Here is a 23,800-nt window from a genome sequence, read left to right as displayed (position 1 = left end):
GGCGAACTCGCTGTTACCGATGACAAGAACTTAAGCAAACCGGTGACAATTCGTGTGAGCAGTCTGGTGACAGCTCATGAGATCAGTAACAGTAACTGTTGTCTTGCAAGATAAGAGGGGAACGTGTATAATATTCTTAACAAAAATGTAATAAACATATAATACAACAAAGGAACACAATAGTGATTATAAATTTGACCGAATCAAGTAGCGAAGCGGATTGGGAATATCCGCTTGACGAATAAAAAACAGAATATGAATGAACAGGAGAAAAAGTATGAGAAAAGCGGATTATGTGAAAAAGGGACTGCTGGCAGGATTGCTGGCGATATCTGTATGTATGGCATTTCCATTGCATTCTGCGAAGGCCAATCCTCATTATGACAGGCGAAGCACAGTGGCAGAGGAAGAACTGGAAGGTGTACCCTCAGCAGGGGCTTCAGAGAAAACTGAAAAAAAGGTATCCCCCAAAGCATGGAAAAAAATAAACGGGGTCTGCTATAACGGCAGCGGCGTGGCTATACCGAGAGCTATTACATGGGGAATGGATGTTTCTGAATGGCAGGGGAAAATAAACTGGACAAAGGTTAAGAACGCAGGGATTGATTTCGCACTTGTGAGAGTTTCTTATGGTTTGAACTATATAGATAAAACCTATGATTATAATATGACCCAGGCAGAGCTGGCAGGTGTTCCTGTGGGAACCTATGTGTTCAGCACTGCGACAAGTACAGAAACAGCCTTGAAAGAGGCTCAGCTTGCTATTTCGAAAATGGACGGTTATAAGGTTTCTTATCCGGTAGTTTATGACCTGGAATATAGTGGGATGCAGAAGCTTTCTTCTACAGAGATTTCCAGACTGGTGCTGACTTTTTGCAATGAGGTACGGAAGGCAGGATACTATCCTATGGTTTATTGTAATACATACTGGCATGATACTTATGTGGACTGGAGTCTTTTATCCGGTCTGGATGTGTGGATTGCCAGCTACGGAGATAAAATTCAGGCTCCGGATGCAGACCGCTATTCCTATACAATATGGCAGTCTACAGACGGAAATACTGCAAATAGACTGAACTCTACCAGAGGGCTGATTCCTGGAATTCCCGCAGAGAATGATGTAGATGTGGATTTTGGATATGTAGATTACACCAGAAAGATTACGCCCAGATGGAAGGCGGATTCCAATTATACACCTTCTGTAAAGCCGGATCAGGACGGAGGCAGTGTACAGGAGCCTGTCAAAAATGGCTGGATAGAGGAGGATGGCACCCTCTGCTATTATACTGAAGGAGTGAAAGCTACAGGCTGGCAGACAATAGAGGGAAAAACCTATTATTTTTCGGAAAACGGTGCTGCAGCTAAGGGGATGAAAAAGATTGACGGTAAATATTACTGGTTTCATGCCAAAAAGGGATGGATGTATAAAAACCGCCGGGTAACCAGGACAAACGGGGATATCTATTTCTTTGGCAAGGATGGTGTCAGATACCAAAATGGTATGTTCAGAGTAAAAGAAAGTGGAGTATATCATACCTATTATTTCCAGAAAAATGGAAAAGCATATAAAGGCTGGTTGACATATCAGGGTAAAAAGTATTATTTTTATAAAGGCAGTTCTAAGCTTTCAGGGACCCGGGCAGAAAATATTACCCTGACCAGTGCCAGAAAGATAGTATCTGTATTTAACAAAGATGGTATATGTATCAGACAGTATAAGAAAAAATAAATGAAAAGAAGGATGAAAATGAAAAAGACGAAGAAAATTATAGGCATCGTTTTAGCAGCAGCAGTGGAAATTTCAAGCTTGTCTGCCGGAACATCAGTATATGCAGATAGTGAAACAACATCAGTACAGAAGCATGTAGTAGTATTGGATCCGGGACATGGGGGCGGAGAGTCAGGTGCCAGTGCTGTATATAAAGGTAAGGTATACCGAGAAGAGGAGATCAACTGGAAGATTGCCAATTACACGATGCAGGCATTAAGTAAAGAGAACAATATTGAGGTTTATCTTACCAAATCCAAAAATGAGACAAAGGGACTCAGTGAGAGAGTGATGATCGCAAAGCAGTATCATGCTGATCTGCTGGTAAGTCAGCATATTAATGATTCTGAGAGTTCTTCGCCCAATGGTGCATCTGTAATGATCTCCAAGGGAACTTACAGACCAAAGCTGGCTGTACAGGAAAAGCTGTTTGGCAGTTATGTGGTGGAAGAACTGAAAAAACTGGGGCTTCGTATCCGCTTTCCGGAAACAAAGGGAATGGAATACCGGATGAGTGAAAGCGGAAGCAAATATCCTAATGGAAAACCACGAGATTATTATGGGATTGTTGCACAGAGTGTGGAGGCAAATATTCCGGGAGTGATCATTGAGCATGCATTTATCAGTAATCGGTCAGATGTTACCAGATTCCTGAGCTCCAATGCCAAATTGAAGAAGATCGGTCAGGCAGATGCCAATGCGATCATCCGATATTGCAAACAGCTGCCGGATAAGGTTATTACGGAAACACCAACTCCTACACCGACTCCTGTACCTTCTGAACCGGAGAAGCTCTGGAAAGAGAAGAACGGAGATTACTATTATTATATAAAGGAAAAAGTGCAGAAGAATAAGATCCTTAATCTGGAGGATGGCATTTATTATGTAGATAAAACCGGAAAACGACAGTATGGCTGGCAGACTGTGAAGGAAAAAACTTATTATTTCCAGAAAGACGGAAAAGCTCAGCTTGGATGGCTGGAGTTAGATGGAAGCTGGTATTATTTTAATACGAAATCCGGTTTTATGTATAAAAATATCATGTTAATTTCCCCGGACTCTTCCAAGAGATATATTTTTGATAAAAATGGAAAGAGATGCAGTGGATGGTGTACCTATAAAAAGAACCGTTATTATATAGATAAACAGGGATATGCGTATACAGGATGGCTGCGTCTGAATGGAAAATGGTATTATTTTAACAGAAAGACGGCCTGCATGTACAGGAATATGACTGTGAAATCTGCTTCGGGAAAGAAGTACATCTTCGATTCCAAGGGAGTCTGCACAAACAGAAAATAACAGATTGGATATTACAAATATAAAAAGTGCCATGGGAACAAGAGTCCCAGGCACTTTTTTTGTAAAGTGGAAAATTGCCATAGACTGGCAGCTTTTCCGGATATACAGGCTTCTGGCTATAGGGTATAGATCAGAATGCCCGTAATGATGATCAGATTTCCCAGAATTTTGCCTTTGGTGATTTTTTCCTTTAGAATCAGTCTGGAAAGGATAAGGACAAATACATAGGCTGCAGTATCGATCACAGGTCCATAACGCATTTCAACCTTTGTATAGCACCAGGTATTTAAAAGAAGGATGAGGAAAAACATTCCATAGGAAAGGATTACCCGGAAATTCAGATATTCTCTGATTTTGTTTTCGTATTTTATATTTGAACTTTGCTTTAAAAGTATCTGGGAAACGGCAGTGAAAAAGGTACCGCCCAGCATGATCAGGATAAAGGTTTTATTCATATCTTTGCACCATCCAGACTCCAAATAAAACGACCAGAAGACCTATGATATTTCTCACAGACAGACTTTCGTGAAAAATAAAAACAGCCCAGATCTGGGACCACAAAAGGTATACACTTTTGTTGGCATAGGCAGTGGACAGGGAAAATTTCTTAATTACCTGCTGCCAGGCAATGGCATATATTCCACAGTTTGCGATCATTAAAAATAAAAAGACATAAAGCATAGGCGAGTGCAGCCCATGACGGTTATATTGAATGGAAGCAAATTTGGAAAATACACTGGTCAGTGAAAAAAGCAGAATATTCAGATGCAGCTGTATATAATCTTTGATCTTTGACATAATTCCTCCGAAATTGAAAATTCGCAGATATTCCTTGGTCTCGGAGTGAACACTAACATAAAAATACAGGGAAGTCAAGTTTATAGAGCCGAAAACTTGAACGCAGATCGCGAAGCGACTGCGTTCATGAGCAAGTAGCGAAGCGGATTGCGAATGTCCGCTTTACAAGAAATGCCGAAAATGGTATGATAAAAAAGATTGTAATATTTTAAGAAAGAAAGGGAAGACATATGAGTTTATATTCAGTGGTTGTTCCTGTATATAATTCTGAACATACGCTGGAGGAACTTTATCATCGTCTGGAAAAGGTATTTCGGGAGACTTTGAAGGAGGATTTTGAGCTGATTCTGGTAGATGATGGATCAAAGGATCGCTCCTATGAGGTAATGGAGAAACTGCGAAGCAGGGATCACAGAGTGAAAATCATACAGATGGCGAGAAATTTTGGTCAGCATCCGGCGCTTTTATGCGGTTTTGCCCATGTAAAGGGAGATTTTGTAGTGACTATGGATGATGATCTCCAGCATCAGCCGGAAGAGCTGCCGAAGATGGTGCGGGTTATGGAAGAACGCCCGGATGTGGATGTAATTATAGCCAGCTATGAGGGAAGAAAACACGGACCGATCCGAAAGCTGGGTACAAAGGTGTCTGTGTGGGCTACCTCCAAAATGCTGGGGAAGGATCCCAATCTGCAGATTACCAGCTATCGACTGATCCGTCGTTTCCTGGTGGATGCCATGCTTCAGACAAATACTTATCTGCCCCAGATTGGTAATCTTCTGGTACTCAGCTCTAACCGGATCATTAATGTTCCGGTGCAGCATGCAGACAGAGCTTATGGAAAGAGCGGATACTCCTTCAAACGACTGGCAAAGGATTTGATCTATGATATTACAGCTCATTCAGCTTTTCCGCTTTTAATGGTAAGAAATATAGGAATTATCAGTTTTCTGGTGAGCATGGTCATGGCTGTGTATTATCTGGTGAGATATTTTACCATGGGTATTTCTGTAGAGGGCTGGACTTCTCAGATGCTTGTGATGCTGGCGTTTTTCGGACTGGTGCTTTTATCCATCGGAATTATGGGGATTTATCTGATGAATATTTTAAATGAAGCAAAAAAAATGCCTCATTATGTGATACGCCGGGAGGATACAGAGGAAAAATGAAAAAGGAGATCGGTGGATATTTTCAGCTGGAAGAGCTGCAGGGGACAGAATATTATCCTGATCTGTATAGAGTAAATTTAGGCAGGACAGCTCTTTTGTGGCTTTTGCAGACAAAGGGATACAAAAAGATTATTTTACCTGTTTTTCTGTGTGCATCTGTGACAGAGACCTGTGAGGAAAATCATATTCAGATAGAGTTTTATCACTTGGATGAGAATCTGAATGTGAAATATCCCAGGAGAAAACTGGATGAGGATGAGGTCCTTTATCTGGTGAATTATTATGGACAGCTTACAGATGAGCAGATTCTGGAGTATAGAAGGATATATGGGAATATCATTGTAGACCATACCCATGCCTTTTTTCAGAAGCCTCTTCCGGGAATTGATACCCTGTATTCCTGCAGAAAATTCTGGGGTGTCAGTGATGGTGCATATTTGTCTACAGATGCCGGATTCACAGAAGAAATCCCGCAGGATTATTCAGCGGACAGAATGAAACATATTTTGGGACGTTATGAGCGGGATGCAGGTACTTATTACAAGGACATGCTGAAAAATGCTGCCGGTTATGAGCATATGGAAATCCGCAGAATGTCGGCTCTTACCAGAAATCTGCTAAAGGGTATCGATTATGAGAAGGCAGCCCAAAAGCGGGAAGAGAATTATGAGATACTGGCGGGGCTTCTGGGATCAGACAGTGTGTTTAATCGGGTTATCCCAAAGGCTCCATTTGTTTACCCCTATTTTCATGTGAATGGACCTGAACTCAGAAAACGTCTTGCAGAACATAAAATATTTGTGCCTGTTTATTGGAAAAATGTGATGGAAACCTGCGGCAGGGACAGTCTGGAATATCACTGGGCAGCAGATATCCTGCCCTTACCCTGTGATCAGCGTTATGGGCCTGAAGAGATGGAATATATGGCAACGGTTGTAAAGGAATGTGAGGAAATAAAATGAGACACAAAGTATTGATTCTGGGGTCTCTGGGAGAATTCACAGAGCTGGTACAGATGGCAGGGAAAAAGGGATATGAGACGGTGGTGTGTGATGGTTATCCGGATGGATCTGCAAGAAAATATGCGGACAGATCTTATGTGATCCCGGTAACGGAGATCGACAGGATTGCTGCACTCTGCAAGGAAGAACAGGTAGATGGAATTATCACTTCGTTTTCAGATCTGCTTCTGGAGTGTATGGTGAAAATTGCGGACAAGGCAGGACTGCCCTGTTACCTGAAACCGGAGCAGCTGCCTTGGTACAGGGATAAATCTGCATGTCGACTTCTTCTGGAAAAACTGGGACTTCCTTCTCCGGGATATAAAAAAATATCTGTGGATCTTTTAAGAGAGAAAACAGAGACAGAACTGGCTGCGACAGTGGGAGAGCTTACTTATCCATTGATCTGTAAACCGCTGGATAAATACGGATCCAGAGGTATCTTTATTATCCATAATCCGAAAGAAATCCGCCAGAAAGCTTTGCAGACTGCAGAATACACCAGTTGCGAGGAAATTCTTATAGAAGAATATAATGATGGCTATGAATTTAATATGATGACCTGGGTGACTGAGCAGAAAGTACAGGTGATCAGCATTGCAGACAGAGAAAAAACAGAAATGGAAGAGGGGATGCTGCCTCTCAGCACCCGAAATGTATATCCCTCCTGTCTGCTGCCCCAGGTGGAAGAGGAGGCACTTGGCATTCTGCAGGAATATATCCGTCATACCGGTCAGAAGGATGGTGCATTATCCATGCAGTTTTTCTGGAAACCGGGAAAAGGTATCCAGGTATGCGAGATTGCCGGACGTTTCTTTGGATATGAGCATGAGCTGACAGAAATTGTCTATGGTTTTTCCATAGAAGAACTCCTTCTTAACTGGTTATATGAAAAGGAAAAAATCCCGCAGATGTTTCAGAACCATGATATCCACAAACCTCTGAGACAAGGTGCTGTCATTTATTTCCAGGGAAGAAATCTGGAGATTGCTGACCAGAGTGCTGCCAGAGAACTGGCAAAAAGGGAGGGAGTAATCAAGGCCTGGATTTTTTATCAGGATGGTGAGCATGTGGTGGAATATGGCCCTAATCCTTATCTGGCTTTGTACTATACTGCCGGGAACAGCAGGAAGGAACTGGATGCTTTGACAGAAAGCTTTTACCGTGAAATGAGTATCCGGGATCCCCAGGGCAGAGAAATTGTGTATCAGAATAAAATTCCGGAATACAGGAGCGCACAGGAATCTGAAAGTAAAGATTGAATTTCTTATGTGAGTATGAGAAAATGTGTGAAGACTGAAAAAACTGAAATAGAAAAAGGAATACAGATGATAGATTTTAACAGACCTGCTTTGACAGGAAAGGAATTTGATTACATACGGGACGCAGCGCAGCGTGGAAAGCTATGCGGTGATGGAGAATATACAAAGAGATGCAGCCGATGGATGGAAGAGAATTTTCATGTAAAACATGTGATGCTTACCACATCCTGTACACATGCACTGGAAATGGCAGCATATCTTTCAGATATCCAGCCTGGAGATGAGGTGATCATGCCCTCTTATACCTTTGTTTCCACTGCAGATGCTTTTGTTTTACGGGGAGCCAGGATTGTATTTGTGGATATCCGTCCGGATACCATGAATATAGATGAAAATCTGATCGAAGCTGCGATTACGGAGAAAACCAGAGCGATTGTGCCGGTTCATTATGCAGGAGTTGCCTGTGAGATGGATAAAATTATGGAGATCGCAAAAAAATATAATCTGAAAGTGGTTGAAGATGCTGCCCAGGGAGTAGATGCATGCTACAAAGGAAAGGCTTTGGGTACCATTGGAGATTTTGGATGTTACAGTTTTCATGAGACCAAGAATTATACTATGGGAGAGGGCGGTGCGCTCCTGTTTCAGGATGACAGATATCAGGAGCGGGCTGAAATTCTCAGAGAAAAGGGAACAGACAGAAGTAAGTTTTTCCGAGGACAGGTAGATAAATACAGATGGATGGATTTTGGATCCTCATATCTGCCCAGTGAATTGAATGCTGCATATCTTTACGCGCAGTTGGAGGCGAGAGACAGGATTTTTCATAAAAGAATGGAAATATATAATTATTATAATGAAAATCTGGCACCGTTGGCTGCGGAAGGTAAGGTCGAACAGCCATATGTTCCGGCTGAGTGCAGCCACAATGCGCACATGTATTATCTTAAGGTGCGCAATATGGACGTAAGGACACAGCTGCTGGAGTATCTCAGGGAAAAGGGAATCTACAGTGTATTTCATTATATTCCCCTTCATTCTTCCCCGGCAGGCATGAAATTCGGTCGATTTTCAGGGGAAGATGTGTACACGACCAGAGAGAGCGAGAGACTTCTGAGACTTCCCATGTTTTATAATCTGGATATGGAGTCTGTGAAATATGTCACAGATACCGTTCTGGCTTTTAAAGGATTTTGAGAGGCTGTATGATGAAAAAATGGAAACATTTATTTAAGGCAGCAGTAATTTCTGCTGTTATTGCAATGACTGCCGTGCAGGTATGCTCTGCTGCAGAAGCTGGTGTGCAGAATGCGGCAGCTGCAGAAATGCCGGTTCTGACAAATGAGATCCCGGGATGGCCCCCAGGACCTGGTATTACATCGGAAACAGGTGTACTGATGGATGCAGACAGTGGAGTCCTTCTGTATAACAAGGGTGGGGATGAGATCAGATATCCTGCCAGCATTACAAAGATTATGACTTTGCTGCTTGCAGTGGAAAACTGTTCTCTGACAGAAGATGTAGTCTTTACAGAGACCGGAACAAGGGATATCAGCCAGGATTCCGGAAATATCGGAATGCAGGTTGGAGAAGTGCTTAGTATGGAATCCTGCCTTTATGCACTGGTGATCCGCTCCGCTAATGAGGTAGCAGCACAGATAGCAGAGCATGTAGGGGGCACAGAACAGAACTTCATAGATATGATGAACCAACGTGCTGCAGAAATCGGATGTACAAATACTCATTTTGTGAATGCCAGTGGCCTTCCGGATGAAAATCATTATTCTACGGCACATGATATGGCACTGATCATGAGGGAAGGACTTAAAAATAAGAAATTCCGTAAAATCATCGGTGCTACCGATTATGTGATCGAACCTACAAATAAAAACAGTGAATCAAGAGTACTGCATACTCATCATCCTATGCTTGCTCCTGAGAGTGGATATTATTATAAGGGATGTATTGGCGGAAAGACCGGATATACCAGTGCAGCCGGAAATACTCTTGTGACAGCAGCCCGGAGAAATGGAACAACTTATATTACAGTTACCATGAAAGCAGCAGATCTTGCCATTGCAAGCAGTGATTCTACTGCAATGTTCAACTACGGATATCAAAATTTTCAAAAGATGGAGGAAGATGGTGGAGAGATACTGATTCCCAACGGTGTGACTGTGGATAATCTGACAGTCAGGGAAGGAACATTGGACGGAAATCCAGTGAACCAGTATTTTTTCGGTGATTATATGGTTGGAAGTGTTCCGGTTCCGGAAGCAACTTCTACACAGAAACCTTCGGTGGAGGAAGTAGCTGAGAAGGATCTGGAAAATACTGAAGATGAGAAACAGACAGATACTTCAGAATCAGCAGATAAAGAAATACAGGAATCCGGAGAGAAGACAGAAGCCTCTGGGGAAATTCTTCAATTGCGAAAAGTATTATTGATCACAGGGGCGGCAATGCTTCTGCTTTTGATCATTCTTTTGGCTGCCCTGATAAGAAAAAAGAAAAAAGAAGAGCAGCACCGCAGAAACAAAAAGACAGATAAATAGAAAAGAGGAAAAGAAAATGGGAAAAATTAAAGTGACAGAATGTGGCGGAATTAAAGGCTTGAAGGTAGTAGAGCCCACAGTTTTCGGAGATGCCAGAGGCTATTTCATGGAAACCTACAATTACAATGATTTCAAGGAAGCCGGCATTGATGTTGAATTTGTACAGGATAATCAGTCCAGCTCACATAAAGGGGTACTTCGTGGACTGCATTTCCAGATTAATTATCCTCAGGATAAGCTTGTCCGTGTTGTGAGCGGAGAAGTCTTTGATGTGGCGGTAGACCTTCGTGAAGATTCTGAAGCCTATGGAAAGTGGTTTGGTGTTGTACTGTCTGCAGAAAACAAAAAACAGTTTTTTATTCCCAAGGGATTTGCACATGGATTCCTGGTGCTTTCCGAACATGCGGAGTTTGTTTATAAATGTTCTGATTTTTATCATCCAAATGATGAGGGCGGACTGATCTGGAATGACCCGGATATTGGAGTGCAGTGGCCGATCCCGGAAGGAATGGAGTTAAGCTTTTCTGATAAGGATACCAAATGGGGAAGCTTTCAGGAATACAATAATCGATAAGGAAAAATAGAATGAATAAAATTTTAGCTTTGCCGATGGAGCTGTATCACAATAGAAAACTGATTCTCAGTCTGGCAAAAAATGATTTTAAAACAAAATATGCAGGCTCTTATCTGGGTATTGTATGGGCATTTATCCAGCCTGTTGTTACGATCCTTGTGTACTGGTTTGTTTTTTCAGTAGGCTTAAAGGCCGGAACTGTGTCGAATTATCCCTTTGTACTTTATCTGGTTTCCGGTATTGTACCCTGGTTTTTCTTTCAGGATGCGCTGAACGGTGGAACCAATGCCTTGCTGGAATATAATTATCTGGTCAAGAAGGTTGTGTTTAAGATCAGTATTCTTCCTATTGTGAAGATTATTTCTGCATTGTTTGTCCATGCATTTTTTGTGATCTTTGCACTGATTCTGTGCACCTGCTATGGTTACAGGCCAAGCTTATATACTTTGCAGATCATTTATTATTCCATCTGCACATTCCTTCTTGTACTGGGGATGGTGTATGCTACAAGTGCAATTGTGATTTTTTTCCGTGATCTGACTCAGATCATTAATATTTTTCTTCAGGTAGGAGTGTGGATGACCCCTATTATGTGGGATGTGAATATTCTGAACTCTCATCCCTGGGTGATCAGACTGTTTAAGCTGAATCCAATGTATTATGTTGTAACTGGTTATCGTGATTCTATGTTAGGCCATGTGGGGATCTGGAACCATCTTTCCTGGACTGTTTATTTCTGGGTGGTTACCATAATGCTTTTTGGACTGGGTTCTGTCATATTCAAACGCCTGAAGCCCCATTTTGCAGATGTTCTCTGATATACAGGGATACTGTGCAGGTACGAGTTTGGAGTGAAATAAAGAGAGGTTTAAAATGGCAGAGGATATTGCAATTTCAGTAAATGATGTGAGTAAGATGTATAAGCTTTATGATAATCCCATGGATCGGCTCAAGGAGTCCCTGGGATTGTCAAAAAAGAAAAAATATAAAGAACATTTTGCCCTGGATCATGTTTCTTTTCAGGTAAATAAAGGGGAAACAGTTGGGATCATCGGAACCAATGGTTCCGGTAAGTCCACGATCCTTAAGATTATTACAGGGGTGCTTTCTCCTACTGGTGGAAATGTGACGGTAAATGGCAGGATATCGGCTCTTCTGGAGCTGGGAGCTGGTTTTAATATGGAGTATTCCGGGATTGAGAATGTGTATCTGAATGGAAGTATGATTGGCTTTTCCAGGGAGGAAATTGATGCCAAGCTGCAGTCTATTCTGGATTTTGCCGATATCGGTGATTTTGTATATCAGCCGGTGAAAACATATTCAAGCGGTATGTTTGTACGCCTGGCTTTTGCTGTTGCCATTAATATTGATCCGGAGATTCTGATCGTCGATGAAGCTCTTTCTGTGGGTGATGTTTTCTTCCAGGCAAAATGTTATCGTAAATTCGAAGAGTTCAAAAAAATGGGAAAAACAATTCTTTTCGTTAGCCATGATCTGAGCAGTATCGGAAAATACTGTGACCGTGTTGTGCTTTTAAATAAAGGCAGAAAGCTGGCTGAGGGTGACGCCAAGGAGATGGTAAATCTGTACAGGCGGGTACTGGTGAATCAGTACGATGAGCCGGAAGATACCCAGGAAAATCAGAAAGCAGGGGAAACAGCAGATTCTGCAGTGGAAGCGAAAAGCGTTTCTGATTCCGGAAGTACGGCAGAAACTTGTATGAAGGACAGCCTGAACCTGAATCCTCAGCTTCTGGAATATGGAAGCAAGCTTGGTGAAATCCAGGATTTCGCAATCCGTGATGATTCCGGGATGATAACCAATGTGATTGAGAAGGGAAAGACTTTTTCTGTTGAAATGGAGGTGAGCTTCCAGGCAGATGTCAATGATCCGATTTTTGCTTTTACTCTAAAAGATTTGAAAGGTACGGAGATCACGGGAACAAATACCATGTATGAGCACACACCTGTGAAGCCACAGAAAGCAGGAGATGTGAGACACATTACATTTACCCAGGTAATGCCTCTGGAAGCAGGCGAATATATGCTGTGTCTGGGATGTACCGGTTATAAAGATGGTGATTTTACGGTATTTCACAGATTATATGATGTGTGTAACCTGACTGTGATCACAGATAAGAAAGCAGTGGGATATTTTGATATGTTTTCCAGGGTAAGTGTGGAATAAGTGGAGGATTACTATGGCAAAGCTGAATTTAGATTACTATACAGCGAAAGATCATTATTCAGATGGTGATATTGAGAATACGCTTCTGGAAATGGCCAGGGAAGGAAAATCTTTTCAGGATCTTCCGGAGGAGGAAGTAAGTTTTCCCATGGTCTATCATTTTTCAGACCTGAGAGAGAATATCCTGAACTGGTATCCGTTGAAAAAAACAGACTCGGTTCTGGAGATTGGTGCCGGTTGTGGGGCAATTACAGGAATGCTCTGTCAGAAGGCCGGAAAGGTAACCTCTGCGGAGCTGTCCAGACGAAGAGCAGAGATTAATTTTGCCAGAAACAGCGAAAAAGAGAATCTGACGATTATGGTGGGAAATCTCAATGATATGACTTTCCCTGAAAACTTTGATTATGTTGTGGTAAACGGAGTGCTGGAGTATGCCATGAGCTTTACGGAAGGGGAGACTCCCTACGAGACTTTTCTGAAGGAAATGGGCGGGTATCTGAAACCGGAAGGAAAGCTCCTGATTGCCATTGAGAACAGGCTGGGACTAAAATATTTTGCAGGTGCGCCGGAAGATCATACAGATATTCATTTTTTTGGAATTGATGGTTATCCGGAAAATCATTCTGTGCGTACTTTTTCTAAAGAAGAATTGGGAGAACTGCTGAAAAACAGTGGTTTTCCTTTTCTGCATTTTTATTATCCATATCCGGATTATAAATTTCCTACAGAAATTTTTACGGACGAGAGTCTTTATACTAATTCCTATGGAAGAAATTATCCGGTTTATACGGACAAAACAGCGGCTCTCTTTTCGGAAAGTGAGGGTGTAAAAGCCTTTGAAAAAGAAAAAATCCTGGATCGTTTTGTGAATTCTTTTCTGGTTGAGGCCGGAAAATCAGAAGTTAAGGAAAAGGAAGAGATTCTTTATGTGAAGCTGAACCAGGGACGGAAAAAGAGATTTCGCCTGCTGACAAGGATTATCCGCCGGAATGGTGAGACCTGGGCAGAAAAAGAGGCTATGGTCCCGGAGGCAGAAGGGTTTGTGGAAAAACTGGAGGAGCTTGGAACAAAAAGCATGGGCTCTGACAGATATCAGAATCTTCCCTGTAAAGCAGAACAGGGAAAAATTGTTTATCCACTTCTTAACGGGAAAACTCTTCATCAGGAGATAGGAGAGCTTGCGGATAAAGGGGATGTGGATGAGATCAAAGAGGTTCTGAAGGGGCTCTATCAGGAGCTTTTTGCAGTCCGGAAAGTTACGGATTACCGGACAGAGGAATTCCGTCAGGTGTTTGGAAGCTACGAAGGAAGAGGGGATTATGAGTGTATCTGCCCGGCAAATGTGGATCTGATCTGCAGCAATATTTTTATGGGGGAGAAGGAAAATCAGATCATTGATTATGAGTGGATGTTTTCTTTCCCGGTTCCTGTGAACTTTATTATGTGGCGTCTGATCCATGAATTGTATACACATATTTCAAAGCTTCCGCAGCTGATCCATGAGGATGATATGATGGCAGAGTTCGGGATTGGATATACAGATTATGAGATTTTCATGAACTGGACACTGCATTTTGTCTATGAATATGTGGGTTGTGATTCCCTGATGCCCTTTGAACAGAAGCGCATGCCGGTTTCCCTTACTGAGATTGTAAACAGTGAGAGGGAAAAGCATCAGATGCACAGTAAGGTCTACTATGACCTTGGGGGAGGCTTCTGCGAAGAGCATACACTTCATGTAGAGGGCAGACTTACAGGCAACCGTTTCCGTGTGGAATTTGATCTTTCTCAAATAAAAGGAGTACAGAATATCCGGTGGAACCCGGCAAATGGACATTTCCTGAAAGTAAAGGTGGAACGCCTGGACTGCGGCTGCAGTGCAAGGCTTGTGCCACAGGGCGTTCATATGGTTATGGACAACAATACCACCGCATTTTTTACAACAGATGGATTTTATCTGATACAGGTAATGCATCCGGAAAATGTGGATAAGATTGTAATCCAGGGAAAACTGGAATATCTGGAGCTTATGGATGTGGAAAATCTTCTGGCCAGACAGAAAGCAGAAGAGGAGCGCAAGGCTCTGGAGAAGGCCAAAAAGGAAGAACGGAAGGCGGTTGAAGAGGCAGAGAAGGAGGCCCTTCGTCATCCTGGCAAAAAAGCCCAGGTAAAACGTCTATTGAAGAAAGTTCTTCATTATAACAATGCACCGGCAGCTGCGCAGAATGTGGAAGCAACACCAACCTGCATGGGAAGTGTGGATTTCTTCCATTATGAAGATTGTGTGCTGAACACAGTGGGCTGGGCTTTTGACCCTACATTTCAGGAGATGGGACAGCCAAGGATCGCATTTTATGCAGGGACAGAGAAACTGCAGGAGAGTCCGTTGACTACGATCTACCGGATGGATGTGGCACAGGCAATTGGCAATCCGGATGCGGAGAGTGCCGGTTTTTCCTTCCAGGCAACGGTTCTGGCTCCAGGAGAGGTTACGGTATTTCTGGAGTATGGAAATCCTGGAGACACCGGGAGATTTCTTCTTGGCAAAGTGCCGGCATCATCTGGACAGGAGGAGTTTCTGGTTTCAGCTATTGAGGATCCCAAGAGTATGGGAAATCTCAGACACTTCAAACAGCGTCATGTGCGCAGTATGAGAAAAGATTATCCCCAGGCTGTGTATCAGCAGATGGTAGACGTGATCGTACCGGTATATAATGGGCTGGAATATTTTGATGCCCTTTTCTCCGGGATTGAGAAGACCAGGGTGCCATACAGGCTGATCATTGTAAATGACAAGAGCCCGGATCCGGAAACCGGAAAATATCTTGAAAAATATGCGGCCGAGCATGACAATGTAGTGCTTTTGAATAATGAAACCAATATGGGATTTTTACCATCTGTGAACCGTGCGCTTAAGATGGCAGAAAATCATATTGCGCTTGTGAATACAGATGTGGAGGTTCCGGAAGAATGGCTGGAACGTCTGATGCTTCCTATTTTTGCCAGAGACAATATTGCTACTACCACACCTTTTACTACCTGTGGAACGATCTGCAGCTTTCCGGATTTTTGCAGAGATAATAAGCTGTTCGAGAAAATGCCTTTGTGGGAGATCGATGATGAATTCCGTATGATCCGTCCACAGTATCCGATTATGCCTACTGGTGTGGGCTTCTGCATGGGTATGAATATCAAAGCAGTCAGAGAGGTTGGACTTCTGGATGAAGAGAATTTCGGAAAAGGGTACGGAGAAGAGAATGACTGGTGTCAGCGGGCAATCGCAGCAGGCTATGAAAATGTACAGGTAGATAATCTCTTTGTGTATCATAAACATGGGGGAAGCTTCCCTTCAGAGGAAAAACAGCGTCTTCTGAAGGAACACAGCGAGGCATTGCTTCGCAAGCATCCGGATTATAATAGGGATACTGCTGATTATTGCAGAAGAGATCCACTTCGTCCGGTAAGGCTGTATGTGGAGATGAAGCTTCTCAACAGGAAGCTGGAGGTTCCGACAATCCTGGCGTTTGACCATGATCTTGGCGGTGGTGCCACAGCATATCTTGTGGAAAAAAGAAGGCTGGCCTTGCAGCAGGGATACCGGTTTATTACGATCCGTTATAATATTGTGAGCAATCGTTTTTATTTCACATATCAGTATAAACAGTATGAGATGGAGTTTTTTGCCAATGATCTGGAGACAGTGCTTGATGAAGTGATGCGTGTGGATGAGATCTGGATCAATGAGCTTGTGACATACCAGAATCTTTATGGAACTTTGGAGAGAATCCTCCGTCTCAAGAAGGAGCAGGGGGCAAGAATTTTGATGCTTCTTCATGATTTCTTTGCACTTTGTCCTGCAGTGAATCTGATTGATGCACAGGGTAAATACTGTGGTGTTGGATCCTGCCAGGTATGTGATAAATGCATTCCAGACAATGGCAGCAATGCGTGTACGGAATATGGAAGTGGGACTCTCTGGCGTAGGAAATTCCGGGAATTTCTGCTGAATTGTGATGAAATCCGTGCCTTTTCCGATGATACGGCGAAACTGTTCAAGAAAGCTTATCCGGATGTATATCATTTACATGTAATTCCTCATACCCCACATTATCTTCCGGCAGTGAAAAAAGTCAGAAAAACCACAGAAACTTTTAACATTGGCCTGATCGGTGTTCTCTGTTATAAAAAAGGTCTGGAGGTTGTGAAAGCACTTGCAGGATATATTGAAGAAAAAAATCTGAATGTCCGTCTGAGACTGATCGGTACATCGGATGAAGAAATTGACAGTCCGGTATTTTCGCAGACAGGAAGATATACCAGAGAGGAGATCCCAAGGCTTTCTCTGGAACAGGATATTGATATGTTCCTGATTCCGTCAGTGTGGCCGGAGACCTTTTCCTATACAACTTCTGAGGTCATTTCCATGGGATATCCACTGGCAGTTCTTCCGGTGGGAGCACCGGTGGAACGTGTAAAACGGTATTCCAGAGGGCTTGTGCTGAAAAATGAGCAGCCGGAGAATATTGTGGAAGAGATGCTTTCTCTGTGGAAAAAGCTGGACGGTCATAAGCTTCCTGTGGAAAAACGCAAAATCCTTTTTGTAGGTGAGGAAATTTCTTTTGCATCCAGATACCGGGTGGAACATTTCCGTGAGCAATTGATCCTCAGAGGATATGCTTCCCGATTTATACAGATGGATCAGGCAGAGAAGGAAAGCTTAGAAGAGTATGAGGCAATTGTCCTTTATCGATGCAGCAAACTGATGGAAGTAGAAATGCTGGCAGACCGGGCGAAAGCTGCGGGAATCCGTGTATATTATGACATTGATGACCTTGTTTTTGATTATGAAAAGATTGCAGGCCTTCATTTCCTGAAGGGAAAGGAATATAGCGATTTTCGTACAACTGCGGAGCGGATTCATGGATGTATGGAATTTTGTGATGGTTATATAACATCCACAGAAACACTGGCAGGGGTGCTCCGGGAGGAGTTTTCCGGAAAACCGGTAGTGATCAACCGGAACTGCATGAGTATGGAAATGGAAATCCTTTCCCACGAGGCATTTGAGCAGACAGATAAAAATGAGGAGAAAATTTATATCGGATATCTGAGCGGTTCCCGAACTCATGATCAGGATTTTGCCCAGGTAGAAGCTGCGCTTCTGGAGGTGATGGAACGTCATCCGGAGGTTTATCTGAAATTAGTCGGTATTCTGGATGAATCCGGAATGGAGAGAGTACAGAACCGTATCGAAAAACTTCCATTTATGGATTGGAGACAGCTTCCGGCAGTGATCGCTGGTCTGGATATTAATCTGATGCCTCTGGAAGATAGTCTGTTCCACTGTTGTAAATCAGAAAATAAGTGGACAGAGGCTGCACTTGTAAAAGTGCCAAGTATTATGAGCCGTAACCGGGAAATGGAATATGTGATCGAGAATGGAAAAAACGGCTGGATGTGCAGAACGAAAGAAGAATGGGTCAGTGCCCTGGAGTCTCTGATCACAGATGAGAAAACCAGAAGAGCTATGGGTGAGGCTGCGCATCAGAAGGTGATGGAGCAGTATCTGACCAGGAATACCGGAAAGGATGCAATGGAGGAATTGTTATGCAGCGAGAGCTATACGAAGTAGAGAAAGACAGGTTTGATCTGAAGGACAGCTCTGTTTACCATCTTCAGGGAACCTGGCCCAAAGACTATAAGGCGGAAGCCGTTCTCGATGGTGAGCCGCTTCCGGTAGTTATCAGTGCCCAGGAGCGTGTCAGTGCTCTGGAGCGCTTTAAGGATCTGGACCTGGTAAATGGTGAGCGGGTGCAGATGGAAGTTCATCTGCCGGCAGAATTGGAAGGAAAAAAGAAACTTGGTATCTATGCAGTAAAAGGCGGAAAGCGCATTCAGTGGTTTTCTGCCTCTGCTGCACAGCTTCAGAAAAAACAGGGAAAACCCCAGTATTTTATTGAGAGCATCGAAGTAGAATCCGGAGAAAAGATTTGCCGTGTCCGCGGGTGGGCTGCTTTTGACAGGCCACTGACGATCCGGCTGGAGGACAGAAGCAGGAAGAAGATTCCCTGTGAGATCACCAGATTGAAGCGTGTGGATGTACAGAATCAGTACCAGGAAACAGAAATCGATGAAAAGAGTGGATTTTTCTTTGAGTTTCATTATGACAGTGTAAAGGAATTTTATATTGTATTTGAGGCCGGTAATGTGCGGACGCTTCGTCTGGTGCATTTGCAGCCACAGAAACGTCTTGCTGAAAAAGCAGCGGTGTATTTCCGAAAGGGAAGCCGTTATATGAAGCTTCACGGGGCTGCAGCCCTCACTGGAAAGGTCTTTGGAAAAGTAATGAACCGTAAGAACCGTCCGGTGGATTATTCCAAATGGATCGTGAAGCATTTACCGGATAAGGCTGAGCTTGCAGAACAACGGAAAACAAAATTTTCTTGGAATCCGAAGATCAGTCTGGTGATTCCACTTTACAAAACTCCGGAAAAATATCTTCAACAGTTAATAGATTCTATTCAGGCACAGACCTATGAAAACTGGGAGCTTTGTCTTTCTGACGGAAGTGGGGCAGATTCTCCTCTTTCAGAGTTTCTGACTACGATGGAAAAAAGTGATGCCAGGATCCGTGTGATCCGTAATGCAAAGGCTCTTCAGATCGCAGAGAATACCAATGGGGCGATCAGGGCAGCAACAGGAGATTTTATTGCCTTTGCAGATCATGATGATGAGCTGACACCGGATGCTCTGTTTCAATGTGTAAAGGCACTGAATCAGGAGAAAGAGATCAAAGTACTGTATTCCGATGAGGACAAGATGTCCATGGATGGCCATAAGTTTTTCCAGCCTCATTTTAAACCGGATTTCAATATTGATCTTCTGTGTACAGTAAACTATATCTGTCATCTTTTTGTGGTAAAAAAAGAACTGATCGATCAGGTTGGTATGTTGAGAAAGGAATTTGATGGTGCACAGGATTATGATTTTGTGCTCCGTTGTGTGGAAGCAGCAGGAAGAGAGTATATCCGTCATATTCCAAGGATTCTTTACCACTGGAGATGTCATGAGGATTCCACAGCAGAAAATCCGGAAAGTAAGATGTATGCATTTGATGCAGGACAGCGTGCCATCCAGGCTCATTATGACAGAATGGGAATTCCGGTTGAGATCCAGAAGGGAGAATACCTGGGACTGTATCGTACGAAATTTCTCTGGGAAGAGAAACCGCTGATCTCCATTATCATTCCAAACAAAGATCATATGGATGATTTGAAGAGATGTATTGATTCTATAGAAGCAAAAGCAACCTACCGGAATTTTGAGTATGTGATCGTGGAGAACAACAGTGAGGAAGAGGCTACTTTTGACTATTACAGGGAACTGGAGGCTTCCAATCCGAAGGCACATGTAGTGTACTGGGATGGTATTTTTAATTATTCTGCTATCAATAATTTTGGTGTATCACATGCAAAAGGTGAATATTTGCTTCTCCTGAACAATGATACGGAGATCATCAGCCCGGACTGCCTGGAACAGCTGCTGGGATATTGTATGAGACCGGATGTAGGTGCAGTAGGAGCCCGTCTGTATTATGAAGATGATACTGTACAGCATGCAGGAGTTGTGATTGGATTCGGCGGGATTGCCGGACATTGCTTTGTACAGCAGAAGAGGGACGCTACCGGATACTGTCACAGAATTATCTGCGCACAGGATTACAGTGCAGTAACTGCAGCCTGTATGATGGTGAAGAGAGAGGCATTTGAAAAGGTAGGAGGACTCAGTGAGGAGTTTCAGGTTGCCTTTAATGATATTGATTTCTGCCTGCGTTTAGGGGAAGCAGGATATCTGGTCGTTTATAACCCGTATGCAGAGCTTTATCATTATGAATCCAAATCCAGAGGGCTGGAGGATACACCGGAAAAGGTTGCCAGATTTAATCGTGAGATTGCCAGCTTTGAAAAGCATTGGGGAAAGGTTCTGGACAAGGGAGATCCTTATTATAATCCGAACCTCACACTGGACAGTCAGGATTTTTCACTGAAAAGAATCTGAGAATGAGAAAGAAGATATGTTAAAGAAAAAAGAATCAGAAATGAATGAAAAAAAGATAACTATGATTTGGGTTTTGCTTGCCTTTATACTGCTTACAGCATGGGCAATGTCTCAGCCCTTTAACGCAGGACCGGATGAAGAGATGAGATATCTTGTGGCAGATTATATTTATTCCAATCATGGAGCACTTCCCAGAGGAGATGATCCAGCGATCCGAAATGCAACCTGGGGGATTTCCTATGCCTATTATCCCATTCTGTCTTATATGATTTCAGCTGCTTTTATGGGTGTTGCATCCATTTTTGGAGCTTCGGGAATTGCATTGTTCCGTGCAGCGCGTATGGCAGATGTTCTGTTCGTGACTTGTGCGGTATATTTTCTGATAAAAGCATCCGGAAAATTATTTCCCAGAGAAAAATTTTCCAGAGAAGTAAGATGGATGTTTACGGCACTGGCAGGCTTTATGCCCCAGGCAATCTTTCTTGGAACCTATGTAAATACAGATTCACTGGCTTTAATGTCCGCTGCGTTGATTTTGTATGTATGGGCTTCCTATTTGAGAGAGGACTGGACATGGAAAAACTGTATGATTCTTGCAGTTGGAATGGCATTATGTGCATTGTCTTATTACAATGCATACGGTTGGATATTATGCAGCTTTTTCCTTTTTTGCTTAACGGTTCTGCTGTGCAGGGAAGAACCGCTTACGCAGAGAGTTCGCTTTCTCTTTGGCAGAGGTGTGGCAATTGCAGGTGTGACAGTTGCACTTTGTGGCTGGTGGTTTGTGCGCAATGGGATTTTATATGACGGGGATTTTCTGGGAAGAAAGGCCTGTACGGCCTGTGCTGAGAAATATGCCCATAAGGATTACAGACCGTCCTGTTACCCTACACCTGAGAAATTAAACTGGAACTGGCTGGACATTATTTTTTATCAGGATCCCGGCTGGTATCACAACTGGGCTCTCACAGTATGTGTGAGCTTTATCGGTACATTCGGACTTATGGGGATTTATATGCCTTATATGGTCAGTAAAATGTATATAGCACTGTTTGCAGTTGGTGTTGTAGGCATTTTTCTGGTGAGAGGCACGTTCGGTCTGAAAAAGAGTAGATTTATTGTTCAGAAAAAAAATGTGGCAGACGATATCTGGAAGATTAAGACAAAAGTAATATCTAAAAAGTGGAATGCAGAAGGCATATTCCATATTCTGATGGTACTTTTGATCATCATTCCTGTGATTTTGTTTATGTATTATGTTTATTATAATGATAATCAGGCACAGGGAAGATATCTTATGCCTGCCTTATATCCGCTGATGTATTTTGTTACCCTGGGCTGGAATCGTATTCTGACAAAAGTTGTGAAAAATGAAAAAGTAAGAAGCTGGATATACAGAGTAGTTACAGTGTTACTTGTAATTTCTCCATATGCATGCTGGGCATTTCTTATAGTGCCATACTATGCCGGATAATGGACGAAACAGTTGATTTACAGATTCAGAAGAGAATATTGTTTGTATAAAATAAAAAACGGAAATGACTGCCTGATGCAGTGATTTCCGTTTTTTTAACCGAATTAATCAAGTCCCCTGCTTCAATTGCAAAAAGCAATAAACTGCGGAGCAGTTATTCGGTTATGAGCAAGTAGCGAAGCGGATTGCGAATATCCGCTTGACCCGAATTAAGTAAATCCTTTGCCTTAATTGTGAAGGTCCGTCTGATTGAGATCAGGATTTGATCACATGAATCATAAGGAAAAGGAAGAAGAGCAGGAATGCGGCTCCGATAGCTCCGATAATATAATAGGGAGCATAGGTTCTGGAAGAAGAAAATTCCTGGGCTGCTTTCATGTTTTTGGTGCCGGTTTCTCCGGCAGTATCCTTTTCCTGCTGGACATCCTCCAGAATAGCAGTTCCCACAGGGGTACCTCCGAAATAATACTGGCGCTGGATCTGTCCGTCTGAGGCAGTATCCTCTGTAGTAAGAGAATCTGCTGCAGCTCCGTTTGGAACGATTACAGTACCTCCGGAGAGACGGTTGAAATCATCATCCGGGAGAGTGAGGGGAGCAAAATTGTCGAAACCGTAATTTAAAAGTGCAATGGCCTCATCATCGGTAGCGCCGGAAGCTCCGTTTAATACCACACATACAAGTTTCATATTATTTTTGGCAGCTTCACATACGAGAGTACTTCCGGAAGCCTGAGTATATCCTTCTTTTCCTCCGATGCAGGCTTCATAATAGCCGTCACTGGTATTATTGATCATTGTAAAATTGTTGGTCAGGACTCTGTCACCGCCGGAAACGTTTGTGGCCGGGATGGTGTAGGAGGTGGTGGCGGCAATGGTGCGGAAAGTATCATTGGCCATGGCAGCCTCCATGATCAATGCCATATCATGGGCGGTTATATGCTGATTCTCATCGGGAAGGCCGGTAGGATTGGTAAATACGGTATTGGTACAGCCGAGCTCCTGAGCCCGGGCATTCATTGCTGCTACAAAGGCATCTACAGATCCGCTTATATGTTCAGCCACCTGAAGGGCAATATCGTTGGCAGATGCTACCATAATGGCATAGAGACATTGCTCCATGGTAAAAACCTCATCCAATTGTGCTGAGATATTTACACCTCCGTCTGTAACTCCGGATACACCGGTGGCTGTCATGGTAACCTGGTCATCCAGACTGCTGTTTTCCAGGGCAAGCAGGCAGGTCATGATCTTGACTGCACTGGCCGGATAAAGTGCCTGGTCTGAATTTTTTGAATAAAGAACTGTATTAGTGGAGGTTTCCATTACAACAGCCGCTGTAGAAGAAATATCAGTGGCCTGAGGCCATCCTGCAATACCGTTGGTAGTGACAATGGAAGGATCAGCTGTCTGTACCTGGGCTGATGTATCTGCAGTGGTTTCCTCAGTGGCAGATACAGGAATCTGGGAGACTGCAGTGGAAACGCAAAGTCCCAGCGCCAGAAGTGCAGCAGTAAAGCGTATATGTTTTTTCATGATAAGAATACTCCTGTTTATATATTTGTTTTTATTACTGTTCATTCCGTTTTCAATAACTAATTGTGAATAATAGTATAGCATACTTTACAGGTTTCTTGCAAAAAATATCATACAAT

General features: G+C 43.0%; 16 protein-coding genes. 13 read left to right on the top strand and 3 right to left on the bottom strand.

Annotated elements, in window-relative coordinates; genetic code table 11:
* The first annotated feature begins 277 nt into the window (after positions 1 to 277).
* Both ACTNC6_RS08565 and ACTNC6_RS08560 read left to right on the top strand, forming a co-directional pair.
* Positions 278 to 1,729: a GH25 family lysozyme gene (locus ACTNC6_RS08565; RefSeq protein ID WP_441043867.1), complete on the top strand. Its 1,452-nt coding sequence runs from the start codon at positions 278 to 280 to the stop codon at positions 1,727 to 1,729.
* An 18-nt stretch (positions 1,730 to 1,747) separates the two neighbouring features.
* On the top strand, positions 1,748 to 3,070 hold the full coding sequence (locus ACTNC6_RS08560) for an N-acetylmuramoyl-L-alanine amidase (RefSeq protein ID WP_441043866.1): 1,323 nt from the start codon (positions 1,748 to 1,750) through the stop codon (positions 3,068 to 3,070).
* A 116-nt stretch (positions 3,071 to 3,186) separates the two neighbouring features.
* Here ACTNC6_RS08560 and ACTNC6_RS08555 read toward each other — a convergent pair whose 3' ends face one another.
* Positions 3,187 to 3,525: an EamA family transporter gene (locus ACTNC6_RS08555; protein WP_441043865.1), complete on the bottom strand. Its 339-nt coding sequence runs from the start codon at positions 3,523 to 3,525 to the stop codon at positions 3,187 to 3,189.
* Positions 3,518 to 3,868, bottom strand: coding sequence for an EamA-like transporter family protein (locus ACTNC6_RS08550; RefSeq protein WP_441043864.1), 351 nt, complete (start codon positions 3,866 to 3,868; stop codon positions 3,518 to 3,520). The genes ACTNC6_RS08555 and ACTNC6_RS08550 overlap by 8 nt, the downstream gene beginning before the upstream one ends.
* A gap of 230 nt (positions 3,869 to 4,098) precedes the next feature.
* Here ACTNC6_RS08550 and ACTNC6_RS08545 point away from each other — a divergent pair, with 230 nt between their 5' ends.
* The 11 genes from ACTNC6_RS08545 to ACTNC6_RS08495 all read left to right on the top strand — a co-directional run bounded on the left by ACTNC6_RS08545 (position 4,099) and on the right by ACTNC6_RS08495 (position 22,148).
* Positions 4,099 to 5,037 (top strand): glycosyltransferase family 2 protein, encoded by a 939-nt coding sequence (locus ACTNC6_RS08545; protein ID WP_441043863.1) that lies wholly within the window; start codon positions 4,099 to 4,101, stop codon positions 5,035 to 5,037.
* Positions 5,034 to 5,999 carry a hypothetical protein gene (locus ACTNC6_RS08540; protein WP_441043862.1) on the top strand — a complete coding sequence of 322 codons (966 nt, stop codon included), beginning with the start codon at positions 5,034 to 5,036 and terminating at the stop codon, positions 5,997 to 5,999. Before ACTNC6_RS08545 ends, ACTNC6_RS08540 begins: the two co-directional genes overlap by 4 nt.
* Positions 5,996 to 7,300: an ATP-grasp domain-containing protein gene (locus tag ACTNC6_RS08535; protein WP_441043861.1), complete on the top strand. Its 1,305-nt coding sequence runs from the start codon at positions 5,996 to 5,998 to the stop codon at positions 7,298 to 7,300. Before ACTNC6_RS08540 ends, ACTNC6_RS08535 begins: the two co-directional genes overlap by 4 nt.
* A 66-nt stretch (positions 7,301 to 7,366) precedes the next feature.
* Positions 7,367 to 8,497 (top strand): dTDP-4-amino-4,6-dideoxygalactose transaminase, encoded by a 1,131-nt coding sequence (gene rffA, locus ACTNC6_RS08530; protein ID WP_441043869.1) that lies wholly within the window; start codon positions 7,367 to 7,369, stop codon positions 8,495 to 8,497.
* 8 nt (positions 8,498 to 8,505) lie between these two features.
* Positions 8,506 to 9,855, top strand: coding sequence for a D-alanyl-D-alanine carboxypeptidase family protein (locus tag ACTNC6_RS08525; RefSeq protein WP_441043860.1), 1,350 nt, complete (start codon positions 8,506 to 8,508; stop codon positions 9,853 to 9,855).
* 16 nt (positions 9,856 to 9,871) lie between these two features.
* Positions 9,872 to 10,429: a dTDP-4-dehydrorhamnose 3,5-epimerase gene (gene rfbC / locus ACTNC6_RS08520; RefSeq protein ID WP_441043859.1), complete on the top strand. Its 558-nt coding sequence runs from the start codon at positions 9,872 to 9,874 to the stop codon at positions 10,427 to 10,429.
* 11 nt (positions 10,430 to 10,440) lie between these two features.
* Entirely contained in the window at positions 10,441 to 11,247 is an 807-nt protein-coding gene (locus ACTNC6_RS08515) for an ABC transporter permease (RefSeq protein WP_441043858.1), read from the top strand.
* A 55-nt stretch (positions 11,248 to 11,302) separates the two neighbouring features.
* Positions 11,303 to 12,616 (top strand): ABC transporter ATP-binding protein, encoded by a 1,314-nt coding sequence (locus ACTNC6_RS08510; RefSeq protein WP_441043857.1) that lies wholly within the window; start codon positions 11,303 to 11,305, stop codon positions 12,614 to 12,616.
* Positions 12,617 to 12,629: 13 nt separating this feature from the next.
* Complete coding sequence (locus ACTNC6_RS08505; protein ID WP_441043856.1) at positions 12,630 to 18,248, top strand: glycosyltransferase; 5,619 nt, start codon at positions 12,630 to 12,632, stop codon at positions 18,246 to 18,248.
* Positions 18,224 to 20,674, top strand: coding sequence for a glycosyltransferase family 2 protein (locus tag ACTNC6_RS08500; protein ID WP_441043855.1), 2,451 nt, complete (start codon positions 18,224 to 18,226; stop codon positions 20,672 to 20,674). The genes ACTNC6_RS08505 and ACTNC6_RS08500 overlap by 25 nt, the downstream gene beginning before the upstream one ends.
* Positions 20,675 to 20,690: 16 nt before the next feature.
* Positions 20,691 to 22,148, top strand: a complete 1,458-nt coding sequence (locus tag ACTNC6_RS08495; RefSeq protein ID WP_441043854.1) for a hypothetical protein — start codon at positions 20,691 to 20,693, stop codon at positions 22,146 to 22,148.
* 255 nt (positions 22,149 to 22,403) lie between these two features.
* On the opposite strand, the gene ACTNC6_RS08490 is transcribed toward ACTNC6_RS08495, so the two are convergent.
* Positions 22,404 to 23,681: a D-alanyl-D-alanine carboxypeptidase family protein gene (locus tag ACTNC6_RS08490; RefSeq protein ID WP_441033995.1), complete on the bottom strand. Its 1,278-nt coding sequence runs from the start codon at positions 23,679 to 23,681 to the stop codon at positions 22,404 to 22,406.
* Positions 23,682 to 23,800: the final 119 nt, after the last annotated feature.

Origin of the sequence: Blautia sp. HCP3S3_C4, assembly GCF_052064095.1 — a bacterium.
In the GTDB taxonomy this organism is placed as follows: Bacteria; Bacillota; Clostridia; order Lachnospirales; family Lachnospiraceae; genus Blautia_A.
The sequence above is the reverse complement of the archived record's forward strand: the minus strand, read 5'-3'. Positions and strand labels throughout refer to the sequence as shown.

Bases quoted from the DNA above. Each gene is read 5' to 3' on its own strand.
- ACTNC6_RS08565 (WP_441043867.1), top strand. From the start codon at position 278: ATGAGAAAAGCGGATTATGTGAAAAAGGGACTGCTGGCAGGATTGCTG.
- ACTNC6_RS08560 (WP_441043866.1), top strand. From the start codon at position 1,748: ATGAAAAAGACGAAGAAAATTATAGGCATCGTTTTAGCAGCAGCAGTG.
- ACTNC6_RS08555 (WP_441043865.1), bottom strand. From the start codon at position 3,525: ATGAATAAAACCTTTATCCTGATCATGCTGGGCGGTACCTTTTTCACT.
- ACTNC6_RS08550 (WP_441043864.1), bottom strand. From the start codon at position 3,868: ATGTCAAAGATCAAAGATTATATACAGCTGCATCTGAATATTCTGCTT.
- ACTNC6_RS08545 (WP_441043863.1), top strand. From the start codon at position 4,099: ATGAGTTTATATTCAGTGGTTGTTCCTGTATATAATTCTGAACATACG.
- ACTNC6_RS08540 (WP_441043862.1), top strand. From the start codon at position 5,034: ATGAAAAAGGAGATCGGTGGATATTTTCAGCTGGAAGAGCTGCAGGGG.
- ACTNC6_RS08535 (WP_441043861.1), top strand. From the start codon at position 5,996: ATGAGACACAAAGTATTGATTCTGGGGTCTCTGGGAGAATTCACAGAG.
- rffA (WP_441043869.1), top strand. From the start codon at position 7,367: ATGATAGATTTTAACAGACCTGCTTTGACAGGAAAGGAATTTGATTAC.
- ACTNC6_RS08525 (WP_441043860.1), top strand. From the start codon at position 8,506: ATGATGAAAAAATGGAAACATTTATTTAAGGCAGCAGTAATTTCTGCT.
- rfbC (WP_441043859.1), top strand. From the start codon at position 9,872: ATGGGAAAAATTAAAGTGACAGAATGTGGCGGAATTAAAGGCTTGAAG.
- ACTNC6_RS08515 (WP_441043858.1), top strand. From the start codon at position 10,441: ATGAATAAAATTTTAGCTTTGCCGATGGAGCTGTATCACAATAGAAAA.
- ACTNC6_RS08510 (WP_441043857.1), top strand. From the start codon at position 11,303: ATGGCAGAGGATATTGCAATTTCAGTAAATGATGTGAGTAAGATGTAT.
- ACTNC6_RS08505 (WP_441043856.1), top strand. From the start codon at position 12,630: ATGGCAAAGCTGAATTTAGATTACTATACAGCGAAAGATCATTATTCA.
- ACTNC6_RS08500 (WP_441043855.1), top strand. From the start codon at position 18,224: ATGCAGCGAGAGCTATACGAAGTAGAGAAAGACAGGTTTGATCTGAAG.
- ACTNC6_RS08495 (WP_441043854.1), top strand. From the start codon at position 20,691: ATGTTAAAGAAAAAAGAATCAGAAATGAATGAAAAAAAGATAACTATG.
- ACTNC6_RS08490 (WP_441033995.1), bottom strand. From the start codon at position 23,681: ATGAAAAAACATATACGCTTTACTGCTGCACTTCTGGCGCTGGGACTT.